This is a genomic window from Wolbachia endosymbiont (group A) of Sturmia bella (genome assembly GCF_964030905.1).
In the GTDB taxonomy this organism is placed as follows: domain Bacteria; phylum Pseudomonadota; class Alphaproteobacteria; order Rickettsiales; family Anaplasmataceae; genus Wolbachia; species Wolbachia pipientis.
In genome coordinates this window covers 1,370,302-1,394,496 of sequence record NZ_OZ034988.1, presented here as the reverse complement: position 1 = coordinate 1,394,496, position 24,195 = coordinate 1,370,302, and the positions used below count along the sequence as shown (strand labels likewise).

The following is a 24,195-nucleotide window of genomic DNA, read 5'->3' as shown; positions in this document are numbered from 1 at the left end:
CATTCCATGTCAAAAATCAAAGAATTTCGTTCTTTTATGCACGAAATAAACGTTGATGCATTTGTGTTACATACTAAAGACGAATATTTAAATGAGTATTCAGAGGAGCTAACAAAGCTGTGTGGCTTCACAGGAACAAATGGGCTGCTTATTGTCACAAAAAACAACAAGTGCCAATTTTTTACAGATGGACGCTATATCACACAAGCTCACAATCAGCTCGATCAGGGCAATTTTCAAGTATATAATATACAAGAAGAGGATCCACGCGAATGGATAAAAGCAAACTTAACATCGACTGCCTCACTAGGTTATTATTTGCAATGTTTTACCATGGAAGATATAAGAAAGTATGAGAATATCTGTAAATTAATACCCTGTTTAGCTGGAAAAAAAAGTGACTATCGAAAACAAGCAGTGGTTTTACATTCTATTAAATATGCTGGTGAAAGTAGTAAGGACAAATGTGAAAAAGTCGCTAAAAGTATAGATAAAGAAGCTGAAGCAGTGCTTTTAACTGATCCAAATTCAATTTCATGGTTATTAAATTTAAGAAACGAAAATGCTAAATATACTCCATGTATATTGGGTCGTGCTATATTGTATAAAAGCGGTAATGTTGATTTGTTTATTCAAGATAAAGAACATTCAACTATAGAAGCAAATTTAGGCAATCATATAAATATTTTTGATATCAGTGAGCTAGAAAATTCGCTGCACAAGCTAAATTCAATAGTTATAGATCCAAACACAACTCCAATGAGTATCATGGCTGTAATAAAAGATAAACAGGTAGCTGAAAGAGAGGATCCTTGTTTAATTTATAAAGCAGTAAAAAATCAAACTGAAATAGCTGGGGCTATAAATGCGCACATCAGAGATGGAGTGGCAGTTACAAATTTTCTACATTGGCTTGAAAGTAATGTTGGTACAGAGCTTGAAGCTGAAGAAAGGATTTTAGAATACAGAAAAGAGCAGAATTTGTTTAAACAATTGAGCTTTCCAACAATTTCTGCATTTAATGAGAATGGGGCAATAATTCACTATCGTGCAAGCAGTAAGACGAATAAAGTAATTCAGAAAGATGGACTGTATTTGATTGACTCTGGTGGCCAGTACCTTGACGGCACAACTGATGTGACAAGAACTGTAGTAGTTGGTAATCCGACCAATGAGCAAATAACCCACTATACAATAGTACTCAAAGCTCACATTGCTATAGCAAGTGTCGTCTTTCCCCCCGGCACTACTGGTGGAGAATTGGATATATTGGCACGTACGCATTTATGGAAATTTGGAATGGACTATATGCATGGTACAGGGCATGGAGTAGGAAGTTACCTATCAGTACACGAAGGACCACAAGCAATATCAAAAAGTAATAAAGTGAAACTCACGCCAGGGATGATACTTTCCAACGAACCTGGCTATTACATTCCGGGAGAGTATGGAATAAGGATTGAAAATCTGATGTATGTCAACAGACAAGAAAACGGCTTCTTAAACTTTAAACAACTGACCTCTATTCCATATGATAGAAGACTAATAAATGTGCAAATGCTTACTAAGGATGAAATTGAATGGATAAATGGCTACCATCAATTTGTCTATAAAAACTTAGAAAATAGCGTCAAAGATAAGGAGTGGTTAAAGAAAGTATGTGACCCTTTATAAGCAAAGGAGCATTTTTTATTATTTAAAAAGTATTAATGCAATTGTGATGAGTATTTTGTATTGTTTTTAATTTAAAAACAATATATAATAAAGAATCGATATTTTCAAGTAGGTGTAATTATGACAGGTAAAGTGCAAGAAGATGAATTTATGAAGCAGTATATGGATACTTGCAAAGAGCAAATAGAAAAATTAGCCAAGGATCCTGAATTGCTTAATCAGACTTTAAAACCATTTATGCAAATGTCTCAGCAGCTTATGGCTGGCGGTATGTTAGAAGGCGCTATGCCTAACATGATACCTGATTTGGACAGCATGGATGCTAACAAGATGATTGCTCAGATGAAGGAAATGATTGACTACATAAGAGGTAACTATAAGGAACTAATGAAAGAGCGCAGCTCGCAAATTCAAGAGCTTGATGAATCCAGTAAGAAGCTAAGAGGTTTAGTTAAAAAATTGATAGAAAAGATCGAAAGTAAGTAAATAACATCTGGATTTCTGTCATTCTATATACAACTTTCTAGTTGGACGGTAAGTCGAGGTCAATTGTTGATGTCATGCAAGTAGCTACTTACATAGCATTTATACCAGTTTTCGTAAATAAATAAGGTACGTTGCTTAAGGCTGCAGTTATAGTGAGGTATTTTTTCTAGTTTGTTTTCTTATTTCTGAGGTTTATAGCTAAGGTTTTCCCTACGTCATACCGCGATTCATTCGCGGTATCTCAGCCGCTAACGAGTAGCGGAATGACGGTTTTTCAAATCGTCGATGAACCTAAGTCACTTTATTTGTAGTATCGGGAACGTAATTGCACATTGGTTTTACAAATTTGAAAATTAGTGTTAAATAAAAATATAAACGCAAAAGGAAAAGAAATGATTGAACTTAAAGGCCCAGAAATTTGTGCAGGCGGAAATAAGAAAAATTTGATTATTTTTTTACATGGTTGGGGCTCAAGTGGCGATAATTTCATTCACCTTGCTAAAGTTATGAGCAAGTTTTTACTGGGTTCATATTTTACAGTACCCAATGCTCCGTTTGAAAGAGAAATAGGTGATGGTTATCAGTGGTTCAGCTTGGAAGATCGTAGTGAGGAAGCGCTATATAATGGAGTAAAAAATGCTACATCAATTGTAAATCATTTCATTGATACAAAATTAAAGGAGCTTAATTTAAAAGATACGCAACTTTCTTTAGTTGGATTTTCTCAAGGAGCAATGCTTGCAATACATACAGCTCTCACCCGCTCTCAATCCTGTGCATCAGTTGTTGCATACTCTGGTAGGTTTCTTTCACCTTCAAAAACTGCACCAGAGATCAAATCAAAACCTAACATATGTGTTATCCATGGTGATGCTGACGACGTGGTACCTTTTTCGTCCCTCGACTTAGCGGTTAAAGCTCTGAAAGAAAATGGAGTAAATGTTGAAGGACACCCAATTCATGCATTAGGGCATATTATTAATGAAGAGGGAATAAAATTAGGAGTAGAATTTATCAAGAAGAATTTTAAAAATTAATTTTCATGCACTTGTTTTGCTTTGGTTATGGATATGTAGCTAAATTTTTATCGAAAAAATTACTGAACTTAGGTTGGAAAGTCAGTGGCACATCAAGAAGTAAAAATATACAAGATGTAATCCTCTTTAATTATGAGAAAGTTAGTCAAGATCTGCTTAAAAGCGCAACGCACGTTTTAATTTCTATTCCTCCAGATGGCGATGATGTTGTGGAGAGATACGGTGATTGCCTGCAAAATGTAAAATGGTTCGGTTATTTGTCTGCAACTAGCGTCTATGGTGATCACTCTGGTAATTGGGTGAATGAGGAATCTGAAACAAAACCTATAGAAATCAGAGGAGAAAAGCGCCTTAGATCTGAAAAGAGGTGGCTGAATAGCAGATTGCCTGTACATATTTTTCGTTTAGCTGGAATATACGGTCCTGGTAGGAACGTGTTAATTGACTTGCGGCTTGGCAAAGCAAGGAATGTGAAAAAAGAAGGGCATTTTTTTTCTCGTATTCACGTTGAAGATATATCAAATATTTTATTTTCTTCCATGCAAAACATAAAACCTGGTGAAATATACAATTGTGCAGACGATTTACCCACTACACAATCTGAAGTGGTAATATATGCGACCAAACTTCTCAATGTTAGCCCTCCAGAACCAATTGAGTTACCAGATTATGCACAGAGTTTTTATTTAGGATCAAAGAGAGTAAGTAATGTTAAAATTAAAAAAGATCTTAATTTCTCTCTAATTTATCCTAACTACAAGGTGGGATTAGAGAGTTTGCACGTAAACAAAACTGAAATCACATCAGAATGATAGATAGGCTTATTGTCACTGCCATTAAGTTAAGGAAAGAATGGTTAAAAACTGAACTAAAAAGTCAGAAATAATTAAGGATTTATGACAAATGCTGAAACAGAATAGAGTAAACTTTAAAGCAGATAAACTCTGAAGTGTAAATTACTTAAGAAATAGTGACCTTACCCAGAAAAAGTGGAGAGAAAGAAAAGAGTTTTTTTGGGTAAAATAAAATTTTGGAGGATTAGAAATGGTAAGAGAATATACAGCAGAATTCAAATTGGAAGCTGTTAAACTGGCAAATGAACAAAGAAAGGCAGGTCAAACAATTACAAAAACAGCAAAGGATTTAGGAATAAAGGGTGGTTTATTAGGAAAATGGATAAAGAAACACAACGAAAAAAAGTCGGCAGCAGATGCATTTCCAGGTAGAGGTAACATGGCTCCTTACGACAAAGAGAGGTTTGATTTACAAAGCAAGAGTAACAAGGGAAAGAGACATTTAAAAAAAAGCCCTGGCCAGTCAAAAAGAGTAAAATATTTTTTTATATAGTAACTGCTATAAAGTACAGGAATTATGTAGGATTTTCTGCTAGTGGCTACTATAAGTGGACCACAAGAAAAATAAGCAGTAGAGAATCAGCAAATAAAGAGCTACTCGCAGCTATTCAAAAAATATATCAAGTTTCTAAATGTAGATATGGAGCTCCTAAAATTCATGCTGAATTGAAGGCTTTGGGTAAAAGTTGCAATTTGAAAACGGTGCAAAGTATTATGCAGAAAAATGACATCAGGGCTATACTGAGAAGAAAGTTTAAAATTAAAAAACAACAAACAGATAATAGAGCTGTAGCTCCCAATATACTAGATCAAAACTTTATTGTTGATCAACCAAATAAAGTATGGGATTACTTACATCAAAACCAAGGAGGGATGGCTATATTTGGCAGCAATAATTCTCACGTATGGTAGTTAATGAGTAGTGCAATAAATAAACAATTGGTTATGAACTCTTTATTAATGGCCATTAATAGGCGTAAACCTGTTAAAAATCTACTGCTGCACAGTGACCAAGGTTCATAATATACTGCGCAAGGGTATCAATATCTCTTAGCTGTAAAGAATATAGATGAGTAATAAAGGCTGTTGTTACGACAATTCTGTTGCAGAAAGCTTCTTTAGCTCATTGAAAAGAGAAATACTTATTGATACTTCACAACACTCTGCTCAACAAACTAGAACTGCAATATTTGAATACATAGAAATTTTTTATAACAAACAACGTCACTATTAACTATTGCATTCCAGAACAATTTGATGCATCATTCTTTTTGTAAAAAACATTCCACACTTTCTCTCCACTTTTTCTGGGTAAGGTCATATGTGTACATCCCCATCATGAATGCTATTTTCGGTAAAATCTCTTACAACGCTCAAAAGCAGAAAAACAAAAACTTGATTTTCTCAGCTAAATAGTGGACCATCAAAAGCACGCATAAATATCTACAATGAAAGAAAAAACTTTCACAATCATCGATGGCTATGGTTTTCTTTTCAGAGCTTACTATGTACTACCTCACTTAATTACCACAACAGGAATGCCAATAGGTGGTGTATATGGCTTTCTGAATATGGTTCTTAAGTACATTGCCCATTCGGACTACTTAACTATAGCACTTGATGCAGGGAAAAAGAATTTTAGGCACAATTTATATCCTGAGTACAAAGCGAACAGAGTAACGCCTCCTGAGGATCTAACTCCACAGTTCACCATACTGAGGGAAGCGGTAGAAGCTTTTAACCTCAGCTATGAAGAGATTGAAGGTTATGAAGCAGATGATATAATTGCAACACTAGCTGCAAAATACGCCAACCACCAAGACTTTAAAGTGGTAGTCGTTTCATCAGATAAAGATTTATTTCAACTCTTGAACCACAATATTTTAATATTCGACCCCATTAAAAATATATATATAGATGAAAAACAAGTAATAGAAAAATTTGGCGTAAACTCACACAAGCTTCTTGATTTATTTTCTCTAACTGGTGATGCATCTGACAACATTCCAGGCGTTCCGGGAATAGGTCCGAAGACTGCAGCTAAATTACTAGATGAATTTGATTCATTGAATAATATTATAGAGAACATTGATAACATCGAGCAAACGAGGATTCGTAATATTCTTGCTGAACATAAGGAAAAAGCGCTAATTTCAAGAGAACTTTTATCACTATGCGAAAAAGTAGACCTTCAACATGATATTGCAAAATGTGAAGTTCGCCCTCCAAATATGGAAAAACTATTATCCTTTTTAAAGAAGTATGAATTCAATTCCTTGATAGGGAAAGTGGAAAAGCTTTTTTCCTATAGTGGGTCTAGCACAGAAGAAAAAATAGAGTATAGTAGTGAAGAGTTAGAGAAATTTTTAGAGCATTGTAGATATGAAGGCAAAATTGCAATTCATTACCACCTTGAAAACAATGTATTAAGTCTATCTTATAGCGAAAGTAATATTTTTTATATAGAGCAAGACAGCATACAAGATGCACTCATTATAATTAACTTAACTTTGCTCTCAAATGGAGTGCTTAAAATAATACATAACATTAAAGAGATCAGGAAAATCTTCCCTGCAATAGAGAAGATGTTAGATTCAGTTGATGATTTGATGATAATGTCGTATAGCTTGGATACAGGAAAGCATGATCACAGTATTCCAAACATAGTTGCGCATAATTTGAGTGAAAATGCAGAAATTTTCTCGGCAAAAACTTTAATAGCAATTCATGAAAAGCTAAAGCAAAGGTTATTTCAGGAAAAATTGCTCACAATTTACGAGCGCTTCGATAAGCCACTTATGAAAGTAATATTTGATATGGAGAAAAATGGGATATTACTGAACATACAAAAATTACAGGAGCTGTCCGATAAATTTCAGCAGGTAATTGCCGTGCTTGAAGATGAGATATATAATTTGGCAGGAGAAAGATTTAATATTGCTTCGCCAAAACAATTAAGTGATGTTTTATTCAACAAAATGGGGCTTAATAAAAAGAAAAAGTCAAAAAAATCTGGATCGTATAGCACCAATTATGAAGTTCTAGAGGCACTCGAAGAAGAAGGGGTAGAAATCGCAAGTAAAATCTTAAATTGGCGACATTTAAGTAAATTAAAAGGCACCTACACTGATGCATTAATAAAGCAAGTTGATCCACTTGATGGTAGAATACACACAAGCTTTTCAACGACTGCAACTGCAACTGGAAGGCTGAGCTCCAGCAATCCTAATTTACAGAATATTCCTATCAGAAGCGAAGAGGGAAATCTTATCAGACAAGCATTTATTGCGCCAAAAGGGCATAAGATAATTTCTGCTGACTATTCGCAAATAGAATTAAGACTCCTGGCACACGTTGCAAACGTTGCAGCATTTAAAGAAGCTTTTGCAAACGGACAAGATATTCATGAGATCACCGCAAGGCAAGTTTTTGGAGTGCAAGAAATAGATGAGCAATTAAGACGCAAAGCAAAATCCATCAATTTTGGAATTATATATGGCATTAGTCCATTTGGTCTTGCAAAGCGGCTTGGAATTACCATTGCGGAAGCTGCTGAATACATTAATTACTATTTTTCCTGTTGCCCAGAAATAAAGGCCTATATGGAAAAAGCAGTGTCTATCGCAAGATTGCATGGTTATGTAGAAACTTTGTTTGGCAGGAGATGCTTTGTAAGAGACATAAACAATACAATTCCTTATATAAGACAATTTGCAGAAAGGGCAGCAATAAACGCACCACTGCAAGGAACCGCTGCTGATATAATAAAACGTGCGACAATTCAGCTTTTTGACCAATTGAAAGTAGGTAAAATAATCCTCCAGGTTCACGATGAACTACTGGTTGAAGTAGAAGACGAAAAGGTGCAAGAAACAGCAAAACTTATAAAAGATATAATGGAAAATGCAATAGAAATTTCTATACCACTTGAAGTAGAAATAAAAATTGGCGACAACTGGGGTCTAAATTCCCTTAATTATGACTTAAACATCGTGAATTCTAGGAGTATAGATTATTTGAATTAATATGAAAAATATGCTACAATTGAAGTATAGTAAATGTGAGTAACTCAGTTATGACAAAAATATTAACTCCACAAACAAAGAATTTGGAACCTTCAAATCAGGTAACTAACAAAGATGAGAAAATTTTTGAAAAAGAGGAACATCAGGTAATCTATGATTACTTTGTAAAAGTATTAGAAGGTAAAGCCGAATTAAAGGAGAACAAAGAAATAACTGATTATTTTATATCAGCTTATAAGGACATACTACTTAATAATGTCAATCCAAAAGATATAAAACCACTCAGTGAAGAGAATTTTTCTCAGTTTTTACTTTCTATGTTTAAAGAAATTAGAGAGCAAGGCTTAGCTAGAGAAGAGAAATTAAATAATGATAAAATACAACAAATAATAACCAAGTGTGTAGCTGATATACGTGGTACAGAAGCTAAAGATTCATCCATAAAGTTTGTATTGGAAATGCTGCTGCTGCTAATTGGAGGGATCAAAATAGACCCGAAAAATATTTCTGGCTCCTTTATGGATGGGATGAAAGAAAAAATACCATTCTTAGGTAAAGACAAGAAAGAAGAGGATGAACCACCACTCAGTGATGAAGAGATGGTAACAACGTTCTTAAGCAAGATCTTTTTTCCTGTCCTTCTTTCCACTATTCCAATGTTAATTTTTGGTCCTACTACACTCGGAGTAGTTCTTACTGCTATCGGCACAATATTTGCCATAAAAGGAGGAGTGGAGGTTCTTTTTTCAAATAACAAAAAAGGTACTTTGTATGACCCTAGCTCACAAGATAAAGATGATACAGAAAAGAGAGCAAAACTGAATGGAAAAATTCTCGAGGGCATTGATGATATTTTAAAAACCCCAGTTACAGAAGTTGAGAAAGGCACCTCTGTTTCTGAACAAATTTCCCAAGGAAAAGAAAAGAGTGAACAACAGCCTGTTCCTGAGCAAATTTCCCAGGTAGGAAACGAAAAAAGTGAGCAGCACGATCAATCTTGGACAGGAAAGGAAAACAAACGAAGGGAAAAACCACAGAGCAGCAAAGGTAAGACTACTCAGGTTTGCTAAAAGTGAATTGTGTAAGAGATCTGCTATTATTCTATAGCACATACAACAGGAGTATGGTCAGACGGATTTTCTAGCTTACGCAATCTATCATCTATGTAGCATGTTTCCAATTTATCTACAGCTTGTGGTGATAACAGCATATAATCTATTCGCATTCCTTGATTATTTCTGAGTGAATTGCCTTGATAATGCCACCAAGTGAATTGTTGCAAATTTGGGTGAGATATTCTAAACGCATCTTTAAACCCAAGATTCAAGATCGCTCTTAACTTCTCACGTTCTCTTATATGAAAGCACACTTGGCCATTCAATAAGTTTGAATCAAAAACATCAATTTCATCCGGTGCAATATTATAATCGCCAGCTATAATAGTTAACTCTTCATTCTTCAACAAAGTGCTCATCCTTTCATATAGGTTATCAAAAAACTTGAGTTTATATTCAAATGCGTGAGAGTCCGGGCTTTGACCGTTTGGCACGTATACACTTCCTACCCTTATCTTACTATTGGTATACTTTATCACGCACTCTATATAACGTGCTTCTTGATGACTTTCCACAATGTCAATTTTAAACTTCTCCAGTATCGGATATTTAGATAAAACACAAACGCCATTTCTTGCAACTTGTCCATAGATAGCATATTCATATCCTAACTTTTCTATCTCCGCATAAGGAAATTGCTCTTCCGTACATTTTATCTCTTGCAGCAAAACTATATCTATCTGACTATCAACTATAAAACTACAAAGTTGGTTAACTCTTTTACGTATGGAGTTTACATTCCAAGTTGCAATCTTTAGCATCAGCAATCCTTATTAATTATATCAATTAAACTCTCCCCAGTAGGCAACCTCGATGTTATAATTTTTTTCCACTTGATTAACTTTAAACTATCAGCAATGTTTTTACTCATGGTATATGCAACTGTATTATTCATCACATGAGATAGCCCACTTTTTAGAACTAATGAACAAAATACCCTTGCTGTCTGTGAGGAAAAAAAAGCAACACTACCAATTTTACCATCCAACAGTAAATTTTTACACCTATTAGTTAGACTCCTTTTAATGATTGTTTTATAGAGTACAACTTCTCTTACGTTAAAATCTTCTTCAGATAATCTCTTTTTTAGGTCACATGATACTTCTTGTCCTCTTATATATAAGAACTTTATTGCACTTGAATAGTGAGCTTTTATGAATGATATCAGACCATCAACGTTGCTGTCTGCTGAGATTATATCAGAAAATCCCAAATTTTTTGCAGCCTGCATGGTTGAATTACCAACTGTAATAGTCGGAAAGTCATCCACTTTGCATATTTGACTAAAAGCCTTTACACTGTTTTTACTTGTGGATATTACAACGTCAAATTCGTGTGCAGATATATCAGGATTTAAGTACTTTATTGTGAATACTGGTTCTATATAAACTTTGTATCCATACTTTCTCAATATATTTCTTGTATTGAACGAATCCAATAAAGGCCTCGTTAATAAAATAGACTTCATTCTGATTTATTTCACTACTAGTAAAATAGTACCCTTTATACACAAATTACTGAATAAAAACTTTTATTTTGATAGCTTGAGCAATTATTCAAGTAATTTATGTGGAAGTAGGAGTACTAAGCGCTCCTACCCCAATAAGCCCACAATTTCTGCTTACACTTTTTTGACGCTAATTACATCGAACTCTTTTGAATGGCTTCCTTCAGTGGAATTATATAGCTAATATTCCTGTATAAGTTAATACTTAAGCTTGTACTCTTGCAGTATTTGAAGAGAGATTCTCAAGGACGTTTTTTGTCTGTGGTTCACTAATCATAGTTTGAACGATATTAGCTGCCATAATAACACAGCCTAGAATAAAAAAAGGCGTAGAAACAAAATAAATAACAGAAGACTCAAAAAGCGACATAGATGCAATACCTCCTATTAGAAATGAAGCACTGGATGCTATATCAAGATAGATCTTTGTTAACTTTTTTTGTCCTGGAGTGTTTTTTATGCCAGATTTCTTATTAAGATTCTGTTGTCGGGAATGATCATTTAGTGACCATATATTTAAAGCAAACGAAAGTGCACTGAATATAGTGCCGGCAATACTAAAATACAGACTTAAGACAGGAATATTCAAGACCAATGCCGCTATGTATCCAATGAAAGAGATAGTAGATAGTGTAGTAACTAAGCGTTTCGAGTAAGTTCGTACCTTCTTTCTGTAGGCTAACTTATCTTTTTCACCATACATAGCATAAATATTACCTAATATGTTATATTATAACATTAATTAATTCAATAAGCAATATGGAAGCTAAGAGTGCCCGAGAGAAGACTTGAACTTCCACAACTTAAAAAGTTACTAGCACCTGAAGCTAGCGCGTCTACCAATTCCGCCACCCGGGCTTTTTATAGTTTACTATGTTAAAGTTAAATAATATACTTAAACAATTTTTAGTTCAAAGGTAATGCCAAATCTAGATCAAATATTTTTTGCTCAAAACAATGTTAATATTAATAACGTATATAAAATAGTCAATAACGCTTTGAGCAATAGCGATGGTGGTGAGCTGTTTCTAGAATTTTGCCAGTCGGAGTCCCTGGTTTTTGAGGATAACATATTAAAACACATGGACTTGAATACTAGAAGGGGATTTGGTTTTAGGTCTTTTTGTGAAGATAGTACATCTTTCGTTTGTTCTTCTGAGATCAGCGAAAAAGAAATTAGTAATGCTGCTTCTATGGTAAAAAGCTCAGTGTCTTTAAACAAGACAAATTCAATAAATTTAAACGAAGAGACAAAAAGCCTATATTCGAGGATTAACCCTATAAATGAAATGGATCTGAATTCAAAGATTAAGCTACTCAATGAGGTTAATGAGTATGTAAGGTCCAAAAATAACTGCGTGAAGCAAGTAAAAATAACTCTAAGTGGAGAATGGCAAGTTGTACAAATAATAAAGGGTGATCACAGATTAAGCGATATCAGGCCTCTGGTACGTTTTAATGTGCTAGTCATTGTAGAAAAAGATGGCCGTACCGAAAGAGGTTCTGCAGGGCATGGTGGAAGGGACTCTTATAGTAAGTTTATTTCTGAGAAAAAGTGGAAAGAAGTTGCAAACCAAGCGTTAGAACAAGCACTGGTAAATCTTGAAGCAATTCCAACTCCAGCCGGAGAAATGACAGTCGTTTTAGGTCCAGGCTGGCCAGGAATATTGTTACACGAAGCCGTGGGTCATGGACTTGAGAGCGACTTCAATCGCAAAAAAGTCTCAGCATTTTCAAATTCTGTGGGTAAACAAGTAGCAGCTAGTGACATCACAGTAGTTGATGACGGAACTCTGCCCAATTTGCGCGGCTCTATCAGCGTAGACGATGAAGGCACTCCACCCAGTTATAATATATTGATAGAGGATGGGATCCTAAAAGGATACATGCAGGATCATATGAACGCTAAACTCATGGGTGTAAGCCCAACTGGTAATGGTAGAAGAGAAAGTTATAAAGAAGTTATTATGCCGCGCATGACAAACACCTATATGTTGCCCGGAAAGTATACACCGAAGGAAATAATATCTAGCGTAAAGAAAGGTCTATATGCAGTAAATTTCGGTGGTGGGCAGGTTGATATAACGTCAGGAAAATTTGTTTTTTCATCTTCGGAAGCTTACCTAATAGAAAATGGCAAAATTACACAGCCAGTAAAAGGAGCAACACTAATTGGTGACGGTCCAACAGTGTTGAAAAAAGTATCTATGGTTGGTAATGACTTAAAGTTAGATCCTGGTGTTGGCACATGCTCGAAAGATGGACAAAATGTGCCCGTTGGAGTTGGTCAGCCGACACTCAAAGTCGACGCAATAACTGTTGGTGGAACTGAGATATAGATAAGGGCTAAAACGGATTCCAGCGCACGGCGCACAGCTGTACAAACATTATGATTTGGAAGCAATTGCCACCAATAGGGTGTCATCCCAGTGTCTGGGCACTGCCTTTGTGTTTGAGGCAAAACTGGCTATAACATTTAACACACTGCTTTCGCAAATAAATGTTCGTACAGTTATGTGTCAGCTACTTGGATGACACTTTTGTACTTGATGCAAGATTATATCTTGAAAAAATTAAGTTTTAATGCTATAAAATAATTGTAAATTTTGTCTCCGTGGTAGCTTTATGAATGTTGAAAGTAAAAAAATACACGATGCTAAAATAAAATTACCAATATTTCTTGATTATCAATCTACTACTAAAGTAGATCCCCGTGTTTTAGAGGTGATGATACCTTACTTTGGTGAGTTCAGCAATGCACACTCTCGCAGCCATTCATTTGGTTGGACTGCTGAAGAAGCAGTGGAAAAAGCAAGGAAACACATCGCTGATCTGGTGAACGCAGATAGCAAAGAAATTATCTTTACCTCAGGTGCAACTGAGTCAAATAATACGGCAATCAAGGGCGTTGCTCACTTTTATAAAAATAAAGGAAATCATATAATCACTGTCTGCACGGAGCATAAGTGTGTTCTGGATTCTTGTCGGCATCTGGAAAATGAAGGCTTTAAAGTTACATATTTGCCTGTTAAGCAAAACGGAATTATAGATTTATCAAAGCTTGAGGAAGCAATTACTGATAAAACAATTTTGATTTCAGTAATGATGGCAAATAATGAAATCGGAGTAATTCAGCCTGTAAAGGAGATTGGTAAAATATGCAGAAAGCATAATATATTTTTCCATACAGATGCAGCTCAAAGCTTTGGAAAAGTTCCAATTGATGTTAATGAGATGTGCATTGATCTTATGAGTCTCTCTAGCCACAAAATTTATGGACCTATGGGAATAGGCGCATTATATGTACGTAGAAAGAATCCTCGTGTTAGGCTGATACCACTAATTAGTGGTGGTGGACAGGAAAGAGGCATGCGTTCTGGAACAGTTCCAACACCTCTTGCAGTTGGTTTTGGTGAAGCGGCACGTATTGCTAGAGAAGAAATGAAAAAAGAAACAACTAGAGTGGAAGAATTAAGGGATATTTTGTATAACAAGATAAAAGAAGCGTTTCCTGATATCGTTTTAAATGGTGATTATGAAAATAGAATTCCTGGCAACCTAAACTTGAGCTTTCCCTATGTTGAGGGTGAGTCTCTCATCATGGCAATCAAGGATTTAGCAGTAAGTTCTGGTTCTGCGTGCACGTCTGCGTCTCTTGAGCCTTCCTATGTAGTACGGTCGCTAAATAATGGCCATGACCTTGAGCATTCATCAATTAGATTTGGCCTAGGCCGATTTACAACTAGAGAAGAAGTTTTGTATGCAGCAGATCTTGTTGCTAAAAATGTTGGCCGACTGAGAGAAATGAGCCCACTTTGGGAGATGGTACAAGAAGGAGTAGATTTGAACACCGTGAAATGGGACTCTCATTAAATGTATCCGTTCCAACTGCAAATGCACTTTGAAATTACTCTGTACCGTTCACACTTAATTCTTCAATCTCACTAATAGAAAGGCCAGTAAATTTGACAATAGTGTTGACATCAACATTGTTAGCCAGCATTGCTTTTGCGACTTCGATTTTTCCTTCAATTTTCCCTTCCTCTTTACCGATTTTGATGCCTCTTTCTTCGCCAATTTGGATGCCTTTTTCAGTAGCAAGATCAAGTCTGTATTCAAGAATGGCTTCTTCTTTGCGCAGATCCATTATTCTTTCTTCATAAGTTATTAGATCTTTTTCATTCCAGTGAAACTTATCTAATTCATCATATGCTAGCTTTATTATTGGTGATTTTTCCGCAATTTTTCTGAGATCTTCGTCCGTTGTTTCATCTGCATATTTGAAAAAAAATAGCCAACGGTCTACTACACTTTCTAGTTGTTCTTCTCTACTCTTAGGAAATTTTGGCAGCTCTATGAAGATAAATTGAAAATCTTTTAAGTCATGCTCATTGGTTTTTTCATCTCTTATGGTATGGCTAGATATATAGTCAAGCTTATCAGGGAATAAGGTACAATTTGAAATCGCGATAAAGAAAATCTTCTTTAAATCAACGTATTTACCAGATTTATCAGCTTGTCTTGAGTAAGCCTTAGCAGCATAAAGTTGTGCGCGTTTTTCAAAGCCTTTAGTTTTGGCAACTTGGTTAGGTAAGGAAGTAGTATTGCTACTACTCCCTCCCTTAGAAACGCAGCATGCAGGTTTCCCCACACTACGCTTGAGCCCCTTATCTAAGTCCTTCTTTTCTCGAACCGGCTTGTCCTTCATGATTCCTCAGAAAACATCATTCTTAATGGTGACACCAACAGTAGAGAACCTTCTCTTGAGAAAGAGCTTGCTAACATTTTTGTTTGTTTCACTCTTTCATCAAAATACTTTTTCCATTTTAAGTCAAGTGGATTTGCATCCGCCCTGATTTTAACATGTCGTCTGATAGGTATATCAATCAACCTAAGCAGTCTTAAATACCTTATCTCTTTCGGTTTGTTCTTGCATATGGGTGCAGCAAAGACCCATTGGCGTTGTTTCATTACCTTGAAGTAACGATTCTTTATCCAACGTAATCCTTTACGAGGATGTCTTTTCTTTGCCCATTTCCATAGAGCACACATAATTTCATGGTCTATTTTGTTAAAAGCTCTTTTCGCACACACATGGCTGTAGTAATTTCCCCATCCCCTTAATAGGGAATTGAGCAACTTGATTAGTACGGCCTGAGTGTTCGCTATGTTTGCCTTTATCAATGTACGTGCTTTATTAAGAAGTTTCTTAATACTTTCTTTTGAAGGTTTTATAATTAACTTCTTATTATACCTGCGTACATTACAACCAAGAAAGTCAAACCCTGTTGTAATAGATGTAATTTTTGTTTTCTCTTCGGAAAGGATAAGACCTCTCTCCTGAAGAAAGGACGATACTAGAGGTTTTACTTCATTTTCCAGTACTTCACGTGTGATTCCTGAAATGATAAAGTCATCTGCGTACCTGATTACATTTACTCCACTTCTGATTTTGCTTCTTCTTTTACTGCCAAGTTTACCAAATTGACTTTCCAATGATTTTTCAAGTCCATTTAGGGCTAGATTTGCTAGTATTGGAGAGATGATACTACCTTGTGGGGTACCTGCAGTTGTGGAATACAGAGTTTTTGATTCTAGGAAGCCAGCTTTTAACCAGCTATGAAGAATTTTCTTCTCCATAGGAATATGCTTCATGAGCCATTCATGGTTAATGTTATCAAAACACCCTTTAATATCACCTTCGAGTATCCATTGTAGTTGGTTACGGCTTGCCAGTAACAAGTGACAAGCCACAGTAGCGTCTGCGCAGGATCTTTTTGGTCTAAAACCATAAGAGTGACGATCACTGATCGTTTCAGCTATCGGTTCCAAAGCAAACAAGTATAATGCTTGCATGGCTCTATCTTTTATCGTAGGGATTCCAAGAGGTCTTCTTTTGCCATTAGACTTACTGATGTATATCCGTTTTAGCGGAGAAGGTTTGTATCCTCTTTGTTTTAATAGCTTTATTCCTTGAAATTTTGTGTTGCAAGTTGACCATATTTGACGATCTACACCTGCTGTGTTTTTTCCTTGGTTTTCAGTTACTCTCTTAACCGCCAAAGCTTTGCCGCTAAAAGAGCGTGTGAGAAGGTGTTGTAAAGTTTTCACCTTACCCCATCTGCCTTGTTGGACAGCCTTAACAATACGCCTCTGTAGCCTCATAACAACTTTTTGGCATTTCTTCCAGGGTAACTGGTTCCATGCTTCGGAGTTATTGGTAGGTGCACTTACAGTTGTACTTGTAATCATCTGCTTTCCTACCTTAAGTGGTTAACAAAGTTTCTTGTCATGAGGGACCAAATGGAAGTCTGCTCGTTTTCACGCGAATTAATGTTACAAATTCTATCCATTTCGTTACAAAATGGCATTCGCTTTCTCCATTATCCTTTACCTGCACATCCATCAGCATTCCTTGCGGGTTGCCTGCCATATAGGCGAAAATACAGGCTTATCCTGTTCCTTTTGTCATACAATAGTGGGTTAGGTGGCTTCTCTATACCGGTGATTTGCGTACATCCAGAAATGAAAAATGTCACATTACCTTTTGGTCGGAGCTTATCAGCATCTTTAGCTCTTTAATCGTTACGATACTTATGAAGCTTCACTTACGTTCACCATACCACTAAGCCTAGCCCTCCAACCACATGATGCTTGTAGTTTATGCTTTCTCTCACGATTGAGCATCTTCTTTATCAAGAGGAGGTTCATTGTCCGCGTCGCTCGGCACCAACTGGTTACCCAATTCGCACTGATGCGTAGACTCAGATGGCAAAACATCTGGTTCAATAAGCTTTAGAATCCTTTCAGTTTCTTTCTGAATGAATTCCTCTCCTTTTAAACAATATGACCGAAGGCTTTCAGGTCGCACCATCTCAATTATATACCTGTTCCCACTAGAGTCCCTGCAAAGAACATCAACTATACTTTGCTTATCAGAGGCAATTTCAGGATCCATTATAGTACTGAGGAATTCCACTTCTTGTATAGTATTTATCTCGGTAAACCCTAAAATATCATTCAAAAAATGTACGAGAATATTCTTATTTTTTTCAGTGCCAAATATTTTTTTGAAGGTTAAATCCAGCTTAGGGTCGAGAAACTTAGATAAAGCCATAGCCAAAGTGCTTAAAAATATTAATAATTATACACTATTATTAACAATTATTCAACCATATTTTTGAAGATAGCTATAGCTAACACGTCATAACCGCCACGAACCGTCATACCTACCCCTACAACAACATTGCAAGCATTGATTTTTCTCCATATGAAAAGAGTCTGGAAGCTCTTTTACTCTAAACACGATGTTTACATCCTCAAAATTAATCTCAATTCGCTTAACTAACGTTCTAATAATATCACGTTTAGTTAGCCAGTCTGCATTATTAAGACTTGAGTTAATACTAGAGGAAAACCCCTCTAAATTTGTTACTACTAGAGTTAACTCTTGTGTGAGTTTTTTCTGATCAAATATCTTTTTCTTTTGTTCTTCAACCATTTTTAAGTTTTGTTTCATTGCTTTAATTCTTGGCTCAAATTCTTCTTGATCAATATATTCTTGAGCATAACTATCAATTAACCTTGCAATACCTCGTTTTAATTTATCTTCTTGTGTTTCAAGCAAAGCACTTTTTTGATCTAGTGGTGATTTTTTAAGTTCTGAAAGTCTACGTTTATACTCCTCTAATATTCTATTTGGATTTTTTAATAGATGTTTTACCTCTTCCCACACAGCCATGTCTAATGTATCTGTACGAATTAATTTGTTGTTACACATTTTATTACCGCCAAAACGGTATGAATCCGTGCCAACACAACGATAATATACCTGATTATTAGTTTTTTCCCCCTCCTTATTCCTTGCAGTGCTAGTACCATAATATGCATAATTGCAAAGCTTACATACTACTAAACCTTGCAATAAATGTCTTGCTCCTCTTTGTCTTGTTCTTGCTATTTTTCTATTCTCAGCTAATTGTTCTTGAACGATTTCAAATAAATCTTCGCTTACTATACTAGGTACTTTAATATAAATCCAATCCTCTTTTGGAACAGGATAAGTAGAATAATTATCTTTTGGATGCTCGCAGGAGTTTTTTTTCGGTCTTATATGTTTTAGTTTGACACCAAACCTTGTTTTACCAAAAGCTGCTTGTCCTTTATAAGCAGAGTTTTTTAACATACTCAAAACTACAGCCCTATCCCAATACTCTTTTCCAGTTCTCGTCATAATGGACATAGCACTTAGCCTACGACATACTTCTCCTATACTGGCTCTTTCTCTTCCTACCCAAGAAAATACTTTACGAACAACTTCAGCTTCTTCTTCATAAATCTCAAATAAGGCCTGTCCTGTTTCTGTATTTTTGTTTATATAACGATAGCCATAAGGAGCAGCACTCATTACACTTATACAACCCTTATTTGCTGCATAAATCTTTCCTCGACGACTTCGTTCCATGATTTTTGCACGTTCGTATTCTGCTATCATACCTTGCATTTGTAATAGTAATTGAGATTCTGGATTATCGCTAATTTGATGATTTAAAAAAATGACTTCCACTCCTAATTTCTTAAACTCTTCAAGTAATATCATCTGATATGCATACTTACGAGATAAACGATCAGGAGAATGAATATAAACCTTATCAATGTTACCTTCTGCTATTTTATCACGTAATTTTTCCAAACCAGGACGGATTATGTTAGAACCACTATAACCATTATCAATAAATTTATATTCATTTAATAATTTATGTCCATCCATACTAATTTGATTCTCTATAGCAGCAATTTGGCTTGCTATTGTATCTTCTTGTGCTTGCTTCCCTGAAGAAACTCTTGCATATAAACTAACTGTTACCATTTTACCGTCCTCAAATCTACTTTCTTATATTCAGAGTTTTCTTCCTTTTTGCTCGCTTTTATTGGTTTACTTAACACTAATTTTTCATACGCATCTAATAGATACAACTCTGCTAATCGATTTACTTCATAACTACAACTAATACGAACTATTAATTTCTTGTTGCCCATGAGCTCTACCATATATTATCCATCGAGACATATGGTTATTTGATCATTAGCTCTATAAATAAATTCAACTCTCCGTTCTTTTTGTAGAAGCTTTCGGGAAATAGTCTTCTCAAGTTTCAGGTTTATTGCAATATTGTTGGCGGAGTCCCGCCGCGGTATCTTAGCATAGATCCCGCTAACAAGTAGCGGGATGACGAGCTTATCGTCATGCCGCCGCGAACCGTCATACCGCCGCGGTATCTTAGCATAGATCCCGCTAACAAGTAGCGGGATGACGATTGTGTATCGTGCTTTGCTAAAAATCACAGAATGCAGTCTGGTTACATTACTCTAGCTATACGCAACAACTTTACTTTCAACAATTTTGTGAGCAATAATACGACTTTCATAATCAATATTTATTATATCAGATAGTGAATTAATATCAGTATAACTACCAAAACTTTCCATTGTTGATTCCACTACCTCTACTATTTTTAAAAAGCCGATTCGTGACTTCAAAAATTCATTAACAGCTATTTCATTTGCAGCATTGAGCACAATACTGTTTGTTTGTGGAGCAGAAGAGTTTAACACTGCCATGCTAAGCTTTAGCGCAGGAAAACGCTTATGGTCTGGTTCTTGAAAGGTCAATTTTCCTTGCTTTGTTAAATCTAATTTACGATTTAAAGCTGATCTTTCCGGCCAAGATAGAGCATATGAAATAGGAATTGCCATGTCAGTTTCTGCAAGCACAGCAAAGTTGAACCCATCCTTATAAGTTACAATTCCATGTACTATTGACTCAGGATGCACTATTGCTTCAATTTTATCCGGGCTGATATTAAACAAGTTATGTGCTTCTATTATCTCTAGTGCCTTATTCATCATTGTTGCGCTATCAACCGAGATTTTCTTTCCCATATTCCAAGTGGGGTGACTAAGCGCCTTATCTACCATAACATTTCTTAATTGCTCAAGGCTATAATTTAAGAATGGTCCACCAGAAGCAGTAAGTATGATCTTTTCTACGCATTTGTCGTCATTTTGCAAAATTTGAAAAATTGCATTGTGCTCAGAGTCAATAGGGATTATTTGTACATTTTTTTCTTTAGCTTTTTTGAGTAATAACTTTCCACCGCAAACAATGCTTTCTTTGTTTGCCAATGCAATGACTTTGGTACCGCTTTCTATAACTTCCATAACTGGCCCAAGGCCTGCAATGCCAACTATTGCAACAACTGAGAGATCAACAGGTATGGTAGCAATATTTGTAGCACCAATTGCTATTTTTACATCTGTACCAAGTAAACTTTCTTTCAAATCTTTGTAAAGCCTTTCATCGGAGATAGCAACATATTTTGCATTTAGCAGTTTTGCTTGGTGTGCCAGTAGAGCAAAGTTCGAATGGGCACTTAGTGCTTCCACTTGGTATTCTTCTTTTCTCTTTGAGAGCAAATCTACAGTCTTTTTTCCAACACTTCCTGTTGATCCCAAAACTGAAACCTTTTTCACTAAGACAAACTCATAACAACAGCAACTTTTCTTATTAGGCCTTCTTCCAACTATTCAATAGTTTTTAAGTGTTTAACCAAGTTCATGTCCGTGGTCATCGCCAACAGATGGTGAAGGACCAGGTGAAAAAGATTGACCATGGTGATCACCTGCATCATGCATGTCTTGCAAACCATCAGCATTATGAGCTATTTCGTTATTGGCATGAGGGTAATCATCTGAGTGATGTCCATCATCACCATGAGCCATATCCATTTCTTCTGATGGCATATCTTCCCCACCTCCACCTGAAAAATATTCTGCAAGGCCTTCAAGAAGTTTTATGCCAAACATATTACCTGACTTTCCAAACAATGTTACTAGACTACTGCCACTCACCAAACCTTCAAACACGTTACTATAAGCAGCAATTGCTCCTTCATGAAAGTTGAACAACCATTTCATTCCATCGACAACTGTTGAAACAGAGTCACTATGACCAAGACCAAAACCACTTTTCTCACCAGCAGCCTCTTGGTGTTGCTGCTGCGCTTGCCATTCTGCAATGTTTGGACCTTGAGCTTCACTCATAAATTTTTACTCTCAACCTTAAGCTATTATTTTATCACAAATATTGCAAAATATCAATAGAGCTTTTGAATATAGCTAATACAAACAATTTCTGTCATCCTATATATAGCTAAACTGACTTACGACAATTTGAAAAACGACAAATTCGTCATTCCGCTACTAGTTAGCGGAATCTATGCCGAGATACCGCGAATGAATCGTGGTATGACGTGTTAGCTATAGGATCCAGTTTGAAAAAAATCTGAATTCCAATGTTCACTACCTTTTACAAAGTTAAAACTTAAAAATATGACTGTTAGCAATAGTGTATATATCTTTAGCTATATATAATGAATGAATTTTTTTATATATTCGTTATTAGTATTTTGTATTTCCTGAACAGTTCCATGGGAAATGATCTCCCCTTCATATAATACTGCTATTTTATCAGCTATTTTAAATGCGCTATGAATATCATGTGTAATCGTGATAATTGTAGGGTTAAGATCTCTAGATAATTTTATTATTATCTCGTTTACTATATCTGACATAATTGGGTCCAATCCTGAAGTTGGTTCATCCAAAATAATGATTTCTGGATTGTGTGCAATCGCCCTTGCAAGTGCCACTCTTTTTTTCATTCCACCTGATAGCTCTATTGGAAACATATCTGCTATGCTTTCCTCCAGTCCAACATCACTTAACTTCTCGATTGCTAGCTGTTTTGCCTCTTTTTTGCTGATATTAAAGCGCTTTTTATAATTAAAAGATATATTTTCCCACACTGTAACGTAGTCAAATAAAGCGGAATTTTGAAATAAACCCCCAAATTTATTTTTGCTTTTACTATTTATTTTAACAGACCCTGAGTCTGGAGCAAGCAAGCCGATAATTGTTTTTGTTAATACAGATTTGCCGCTTCCTGAGCCACCAAGTATGACTAATGATTCCCCTTTTAATATATCAAAATTTAGATCTTTTAGTACTGTCCTATCATCAAAAGATAAGCTTAAGTTCAATATTGATATTATGGGGTTACGCATGTATCAAAGTAATCATGTAGTTTGCTAAAATGATCAGTATGGACGATAAAACAACAGTTGATGTTGTAGCAACACCTACTCCTCGTGCACCTTCTTTGCAATGGTAACCGTAATAGCAGCTTGAGACAGAAATTATGGCGCCAAATGCAGTTGCTTTTATTAGCCCAGTTATAAAATCATACGTATTAAAGAACTGAGCTGTGTGTTTAATGTATATATTTAAATTGTGGTTAAATTCGAAGACTGCAGTGATGCATCCTCCAAATATTCCTATTAAATCTGCACATACTGTAAGTATGGGAAATACTATGATTGACGCTAAAATCCTTGGTGCAATTAAATATTTGAAAGGGTTGATGTTCAAAGTTGTAAGGGCATCTATTTGCTCGGTGATGCGCATCGTACCAATTTCTGCTGCAACTGATGATCCAACCTTTCCTACCATTATTAAGCTGATCAAAACTGGTCCTAACTCTTTAATGATAGTGATCGTAACAAGTTTGGGTATTATCTGTTCTTGGTTAATTAATGGGTCACTCAAGCTACTTTGTAAAACTATCGCCGCTCCTATAAAAACTCCAGTGAGCCCAACAATTGGCAGAGAGAAAAAGCCTATCTCTATAATTTGTCTTGCTATGTTGCTAAAATAATATGGTGGCACAAGGCAGTGGTATAGAGATTGAATAAAAAATATGAATGCACTACCAAGCCTTAACAAAAAATTGATAAAGTACCTACCAATTATTCTAACACTATTTATATCAAAAAAGCTCACTTTGTATTCATTTTAGCTAGAGGTTAGTCTTACTGATTTTATTAAAATTTTTATTAACTTTATCGCAAAGTATAGCTGAGATATGTTTTAAGTTCAATATACTTGATGTTTTAATTTAAAGCTTAACCCAAGAAAGGTTTCCCTACGTCATACCGCCACGGTATCCACAACTGTACGAACGTTGTAGTTTGGGAGCAATTCCCACCAGTGGGCCAGTGCCCAGACACTGGGATGGCTTTGTTGCATCGCTACTTATGAAAGGCTAACTATAATTAGGATTATAAGCAACTTATTGAAAATCTTGTTTTTTTGCAATCAATCTGATCAAATTTAAGAATAGTAATTTGTTATTTATATTAATAAATTTAATTCTATTAAAAATAGCTAAAGCATTGAAATTCTTGAATTTTAGCCAGATTAGTGAGTGGTAGTGAAATTTCTTTTACTCAAATTTAGGTATTCACTGATCGTTCTTGTTATAAATACCAGAATAATAAGCTACTGATATTCGCTATCTTTTTTATCTTTAATCCATCATAGCTAGCGATGCAACAAAGCCCACTGGGATCCAGCTTCTATGCAACTTAATTAAAAACG

At 35.5% G+C, this 24,195-nt stretch carries 21 protein-coding genes, 1 tRNA gene and 2 pseudogenes; 10 read left to right on the top strand and 14 right to left on the bottom strand.

Going from position 1 to position 24,195, the window contains the following annotated elements:
• Positions 1-6: 6 nt before the first annotated feature.
• The 7 genes and pseudogenes from ACQH3L_RS06620 (at position 7) to ACQH3L_RS06590 (ending at position 9,146) form a co-directional block, all read left to right on the top strand.
• Positions 7-1,674: a M24 family metallopeptidase gene (locus ACQH3L_RS06620; RefSeq protein WP_425384805.1), complete on the top strand. Its 1,668-nt coding sequence runs from the start codon at positions 7-9 to the stop codon at positions 1,672-1,674.
• Between the two features lie 120 nt (positions 1,675-1,794).
• Entirely contained in the window at positions 1,795-2,160 is a 366-nt protein-coding gene (locus tag ACQH3L_RS06615; protein ID WP_138264783.1) for a hypothetical protein, read from the top strand.
• A gap of 392 nt (positions 2,161-2,552) precedes the next feature.
• On the top strand, positions 2,553-3,197 hold the full coding sequence (locus tag ACQH3L_RS06610; RefSeq protein WP_010962980.1) for an alpha/beta hydrolase: 645 nt from the start codon (positions 2,553-2,555) through the stop codon (positions 3,195-3,197).
• A gap of 5 nt (positions 3,198-3,202) precedes the next feature.
• A complete protein-coding gene (locus tag ACQH3L_RS06605; RefSeq protein WP_425384804.1) occupies positions 3,203-4,009 on the top strand; it encodes an SDR family oxidoreductase in 807 nt (268 codons plus the stop codon).
• A 232-nt stretch (positions 4,010-4,241) separates the two neighbouring features.
• A pseudogene (locus tag ACQH3L_RS06600) lies at positions 4,242-5,328 on the top strand (IS3 family transposase).
• Positions 5,329-5,499: 171 nt separating this feature from the next.
• Positions 5,500-8,076, top strand: coding sequence for a DNA polymerase I (gene polA / locus ACQH3L_RS06595; protein ID WP_425384803.1), 2,577 nt, complete (start codon positions 5,500-5,502; stop codon positions 8,074-8,076).
• A 50-nt stretch (positions 8,077-8,126) separates the two neighbouring features.
• Positions 8,127-9,146: a hypothetical protein gene (locus tag ACQH3L_RS06590; RefSeq protein WP_070356955.1), complete on the top strand. Its 1,020-nt coding sequence runs from the start codon at positions 8,127-8,129 to the stop codon at positions 9,144-9,146.
• Positions 9,147-9,172: 26 nt separating this feature from the next.
• Here ACQH3L_RS06590 and ACQH3L_RS06585 read toward each other — a convergent pair whose 3' ends face one another.
• The 4 genes from ACQH3L_RS06585 to ACQH3L_RS06570 all read right to left on the bottom strand — a co-directional run bounded on the left by ACQH3L_RS06585 (position 9,173) and on the right by ACQH3L_RS06570 (position 11,556).
• Positions 9,173-9,952, bottom strand: a complete 780-nt coding sequence (locus ACQH3L_RS06585; protein WP_010962977.1) for an exodeoxyribonuclease III — start codon at positions 9,950-9,952, stop codon at positions 9,173-9,175.
• Positions 9,952-10,659, bottom strand: coding sequence for a uroporphyrinogen-III synthase (locus ACQH3L_RS06580; RefSeq protein WP_425384802.1), 708 nt, complete (start codon positions 10,657-10,659; stop codon positions 9,952-9,954). Before ACQH3L_RS06580 ends, ACQH3L_RS06585 begins: the two co-directional genes overlap by 1 nt.
• A 244-nt stretch (positions 10,660-10,903) precedes the next feature.
• A complete protein-coding gene (locus ACQH3L_RS06575; protein WP_010962975.1) occupies positions 10,904-11,401 on the bottom strand; it encodes a hypothetical protein in 498 nt (165 codons plus the stop codon).
• Between the two features lie 70 nt (positions 11,402-11,471).
• Positions 11,472-11,556: transfer RNA gene (locus ACQH3L_RS06570), tRNA-Leu, on the bottom strand.
• Positions 11,557-11,618: 62 nt separating this feature from the next.
• On the opposite strand from ACQH3L_RS06570, the gene tldD reads away from it, so the two are divergent.
• The 3 genes from tldD (at position 11,619) to ACQH3L_RS06555 (ending at position 14,571) form a co-directional block, all read left to right on the top strand.
• A complete protein-coding gene (tldD, locus tag ACQH3L_RS06565; protein WP_425384801.1) occupies positions 11,619-13,037 on the top strand; it encodes a metalloprotease TldD in 1,419 nt (472 codons plus the stop codon).
• Positions 13,038-13,092: 55 nt separating this feature from the next.
• Complete coding sequence (locus tag ACQH3L_RS06560; protein ID WP_153296798.1) at positions 13,093-13,233, top strand: hypothetical protein; 141 nt, start codon at positions 13,093-13,095, stop codon at positions 13,231-13,233.
• Between the two features lie 90 nt (positions 13,234-13,323).
• Positions 13,324-14,571 carry an IscS subfamily cysteine desulfurase gene (locus ACQH3L_RS06555; RefSeq protein ID WP_425384800.1) on the top strand — a complete coding sequence of 416 codons (1,248 nt, stop codon included), beginning with the start codon at positions 13,324-13,326 and terminating at the stop codon, positions 14,569-14,571.
• Positions 14,572-14,605: 34 nt separating this feature from the next.
• Here ACQH3L_RS06555 and ACQH3L_RS06550 read toward each other — a convergent pair whose 3' ends face one another.
• The 10 genes and pseudogenes from ACQH3L_RS06550 to ACQH3L_RS06505 all read right to left on the bottom strand — a co-directional run bounded on the left by ACQH3L_RS06550 (position 14,606) and on the right by ACQH3L_RS06505 (position 23,598).
• Positions 14,606-15,406, bottom strand: a complete 801-nt coding sequence (locus ACQH3L_RS06550; RefSeq protein ID WP_182282699.1) for an Rpn family recombination-promoting nuclease/putative transposase — start codon at positions 15,404-15,406, stop codon at positions 14,606-14,608.
• Positions 15,403-16,950, bottom strand: a complete 1,548-nt coding sequence (gene ltrA / locus ACQH3L_RS06545) for a group II intron reverse transcriptase/maturase (protein ID WP_006280223.1) — start codon at positions 16,948-16,950, stop codon at positions 15,403-15,405. Before ltrA ends, ACQH3L_RS06550 begins: the two co-directional genes overlap by 4 nt.
• A gap of 37 nt (positions 16,951-16,987) precedes the next feature.
• Positions 16,988-17,131 (bottom strand): hypothetical protein, encoded by a 144-nt coding sequence (locus ACQH3L_RS06540; protein ID WP_173862902.1) that lies wholly within the window; start codon positions 17,129-17,131, stop codon positions 16,988-16,990.
• 438 nt (positions 17,132-17,569) lie between these two features.
• Positions 17,570-17,815: pseudogene (locus ACQH3L_RS06535) on the bottom strand (PD-(D/E)XK nuclease family transposase); the annotation flags it as partial.
• Between the two features lie 87 nt (positions 17,816-17,902).
• Positions 17,903-19,567, bottom strand: coding sequence for a recombinase family protein (locus tag ACQH3L_RS06530; protein WP_425384799.1), 1,665 nt, complete (start codon positions 19,565-19,567; stop codon positions 17,903-17,905).
• Positions 19,561-19,737 carry a hypothetical protein gene (locus ACQH3L_RS06525; protein WP_182319925.1) on the bottom strand — a complete coding sequence of 59 codons (177 nt, stop codon included), beginning with the start codon at positions 19,735-19,737 and terminating at the stop codon, positions 19,561-19,563. The genes ACQH3L_RS06530 and ACQH3L_RS06525 overlap by 7 nt, the downstream gene beginning before the upstream one ends.
• Positions 19,738-20,067: 330 nt before the next feature.
• Positions 20,068-21,231, bottom strand: coding sequence for a 1-deoxy-D-xylulose-5-phosphate reductoisomerase (gene dxr / locus ACQH3L_RS06520; RefSeq protein ID WP_070356952.1), 1,164 nt, complete (start codon positions 21,229-21,231; stop codon positions 20,068-20,070).
• A 72-nt stretch (positions 21,232-21,303) separates the two neighbouring features.
• The gene (locus ACQH3L_RS06515; protein ID WP_010082318.1) at positions 21,304-21,801 is read right to left on the bottom strand and encodes a hypothetical protein; all 498 of its coding nucleotides are present in this window, start codon (positions 21,799-21,801) and stop codon (positions 21,304-21,306) included.
• A 320-nt stretch (positions 21,802-22,121) separates the two neighbouring features.
• Positions 22,122-22,823, bottom strand: a complete 702-nt coding sequence (locus ACQH3L_RS06510; RefSeq protein WP_425384798.1) for an ABC transporter ATP-binding protein — start codon at positions 22,821-22,823, stop codon at positions 22,122-22,124.
• Entirely contained in the window at positions 22,816-23,598 is a 783-nt protein-coding gene (locus ACQH3L_RS06505; RefSeq protein WP_038199265.1) for an MlaE family ABC transporter permease, read from the bottom strand. Before ACQH3L_RS06505 ends, ACQH3L_RS06510 begins: the two co-directional genes overlap by 8 nt.
• Positions 23,599-24,195 lie beyond the last annotated feature (597 nt).

Coding starts and splice junctions, on each gene's coding strand:
- ACQH3L_RS06590 (WP_070356955.1), top strand. CDS start 8,127: ATGACAAAAATATTAACTCCACAAACAAAGAATTTGGAACCTTCAAAT.
- ACQH3L_RS06610 (WP_010962980.1), top strand. CDS start 2,553: ATGATTGAACTTAAAGGCCCAGAAATTTGTGCAGGCGGAAATAAGAAA.
- ACQH3L_RS06525 (WP_182319925.1), bottom strand. CDS start 19,737: ATGGGCAACAAGAAATTAATAGTTCGTATTAGTTGTAGTTATGAAGTA.
- ACQH3L_RS06615 (WP_138264783.1), top strand. CDS start 1,795: ATGACAGGTAAAGTGCAAGAAGATGAATTTATGAAGCAGTATATGGAT.
- ACQH3L_RS06530 (WP_425384799.1), bottom strand. CDS start 19,567: ATGGTAACAGTTAGTTTATATGCAAGAGTTTCTTCAGGGAAGCAAGCA.
- polA (WP_425384803.1), top strand. CDS start 5,500: ATGAAAGAAAAAACTTTCACAATCATCGATGGCTATGGTTTTCTTTTC.
- ACQH3L_RS06620 (WP_425384805.1), top strand. CDS start 7: ATGTCAAAAATCAAAGAATTTCGTTCTTTTATGCACGAAATAAACGTT.
- ACQH3L_RS06550 (WP_182282699.1), bottom strand. CDS start 15,406: ATGAAGGACAAGCCGGTTCGAGAAAAGAAGGACTTAGATAAGGGGCTC.
- ACQH3L_RS06580 (WP_425384802.1), bottom strand. CDS start 10,659: ATGAAGTCTATTTTATTAACGAGGCCTTTATTGGATTCGTTCAATACA.
- ACQH3L_RS06515 (WP_010082318.1), bottom strand. CDS start 21,801: ATGAGTGAAGCTCAAGGTCCAAACATTGCAGAATGGCAAGCGCAGCAG.
- ACQH3L_RS06540 (WP_173862902.1), bottom strand. CDS start 17,131: ATGGCAGGCAACCCGCAAGGAATGCTGATGGATGTGCAGGTAAAGGAT.
- ACQH3L_RS06575 (WP_010962975.1), bottom strand. CDS start 11,401: ATGTATGGTGAAAAAGATAAGTTAGCCTACAGAAAGAAGGTACGAACT.
- ACQH3L_RS06605 (WP_425384804.1), top strand. CDS start 3,203: ATGCACTTGTTTTGCTTTGGTTATGGATATGTAGCTAAATTTTTATCG.
- ACQH3L_RS06555 (WP_425384800.1), top strand. CDS start 13,324: ATGAATGTTGAAAGTAAAAAAATACACGATGCTAAAATAAAATTACCA.
- ACQH3L_RS06510 (WP_425384798.1), bottom strand. CDS start 22,823: ATGCGTAACCCCATAATATCAATATTGAACTTAAGCTTATCTTTTGAT.
- ltrA (WP_006280223.1), bottom strand. CDS start 16,950: ATGATTACAAGTACAACTGTAAGTGCACCTACCAATAACTCCGAAGCA.
- tldD (WP_425384801.1), top strand. CDS start 11,619: ATGCCAAATCTAGATCAAATATTTTTTGCTCAAAACAATGTTAATATT.
- ACQH3L_RS06585 (WP_010962977.1), bottom strand. CDS start 9,952: ATGCTAAAGATTGCAACTTGGAATGTAAACTCCATACGTAAAAGAGTT.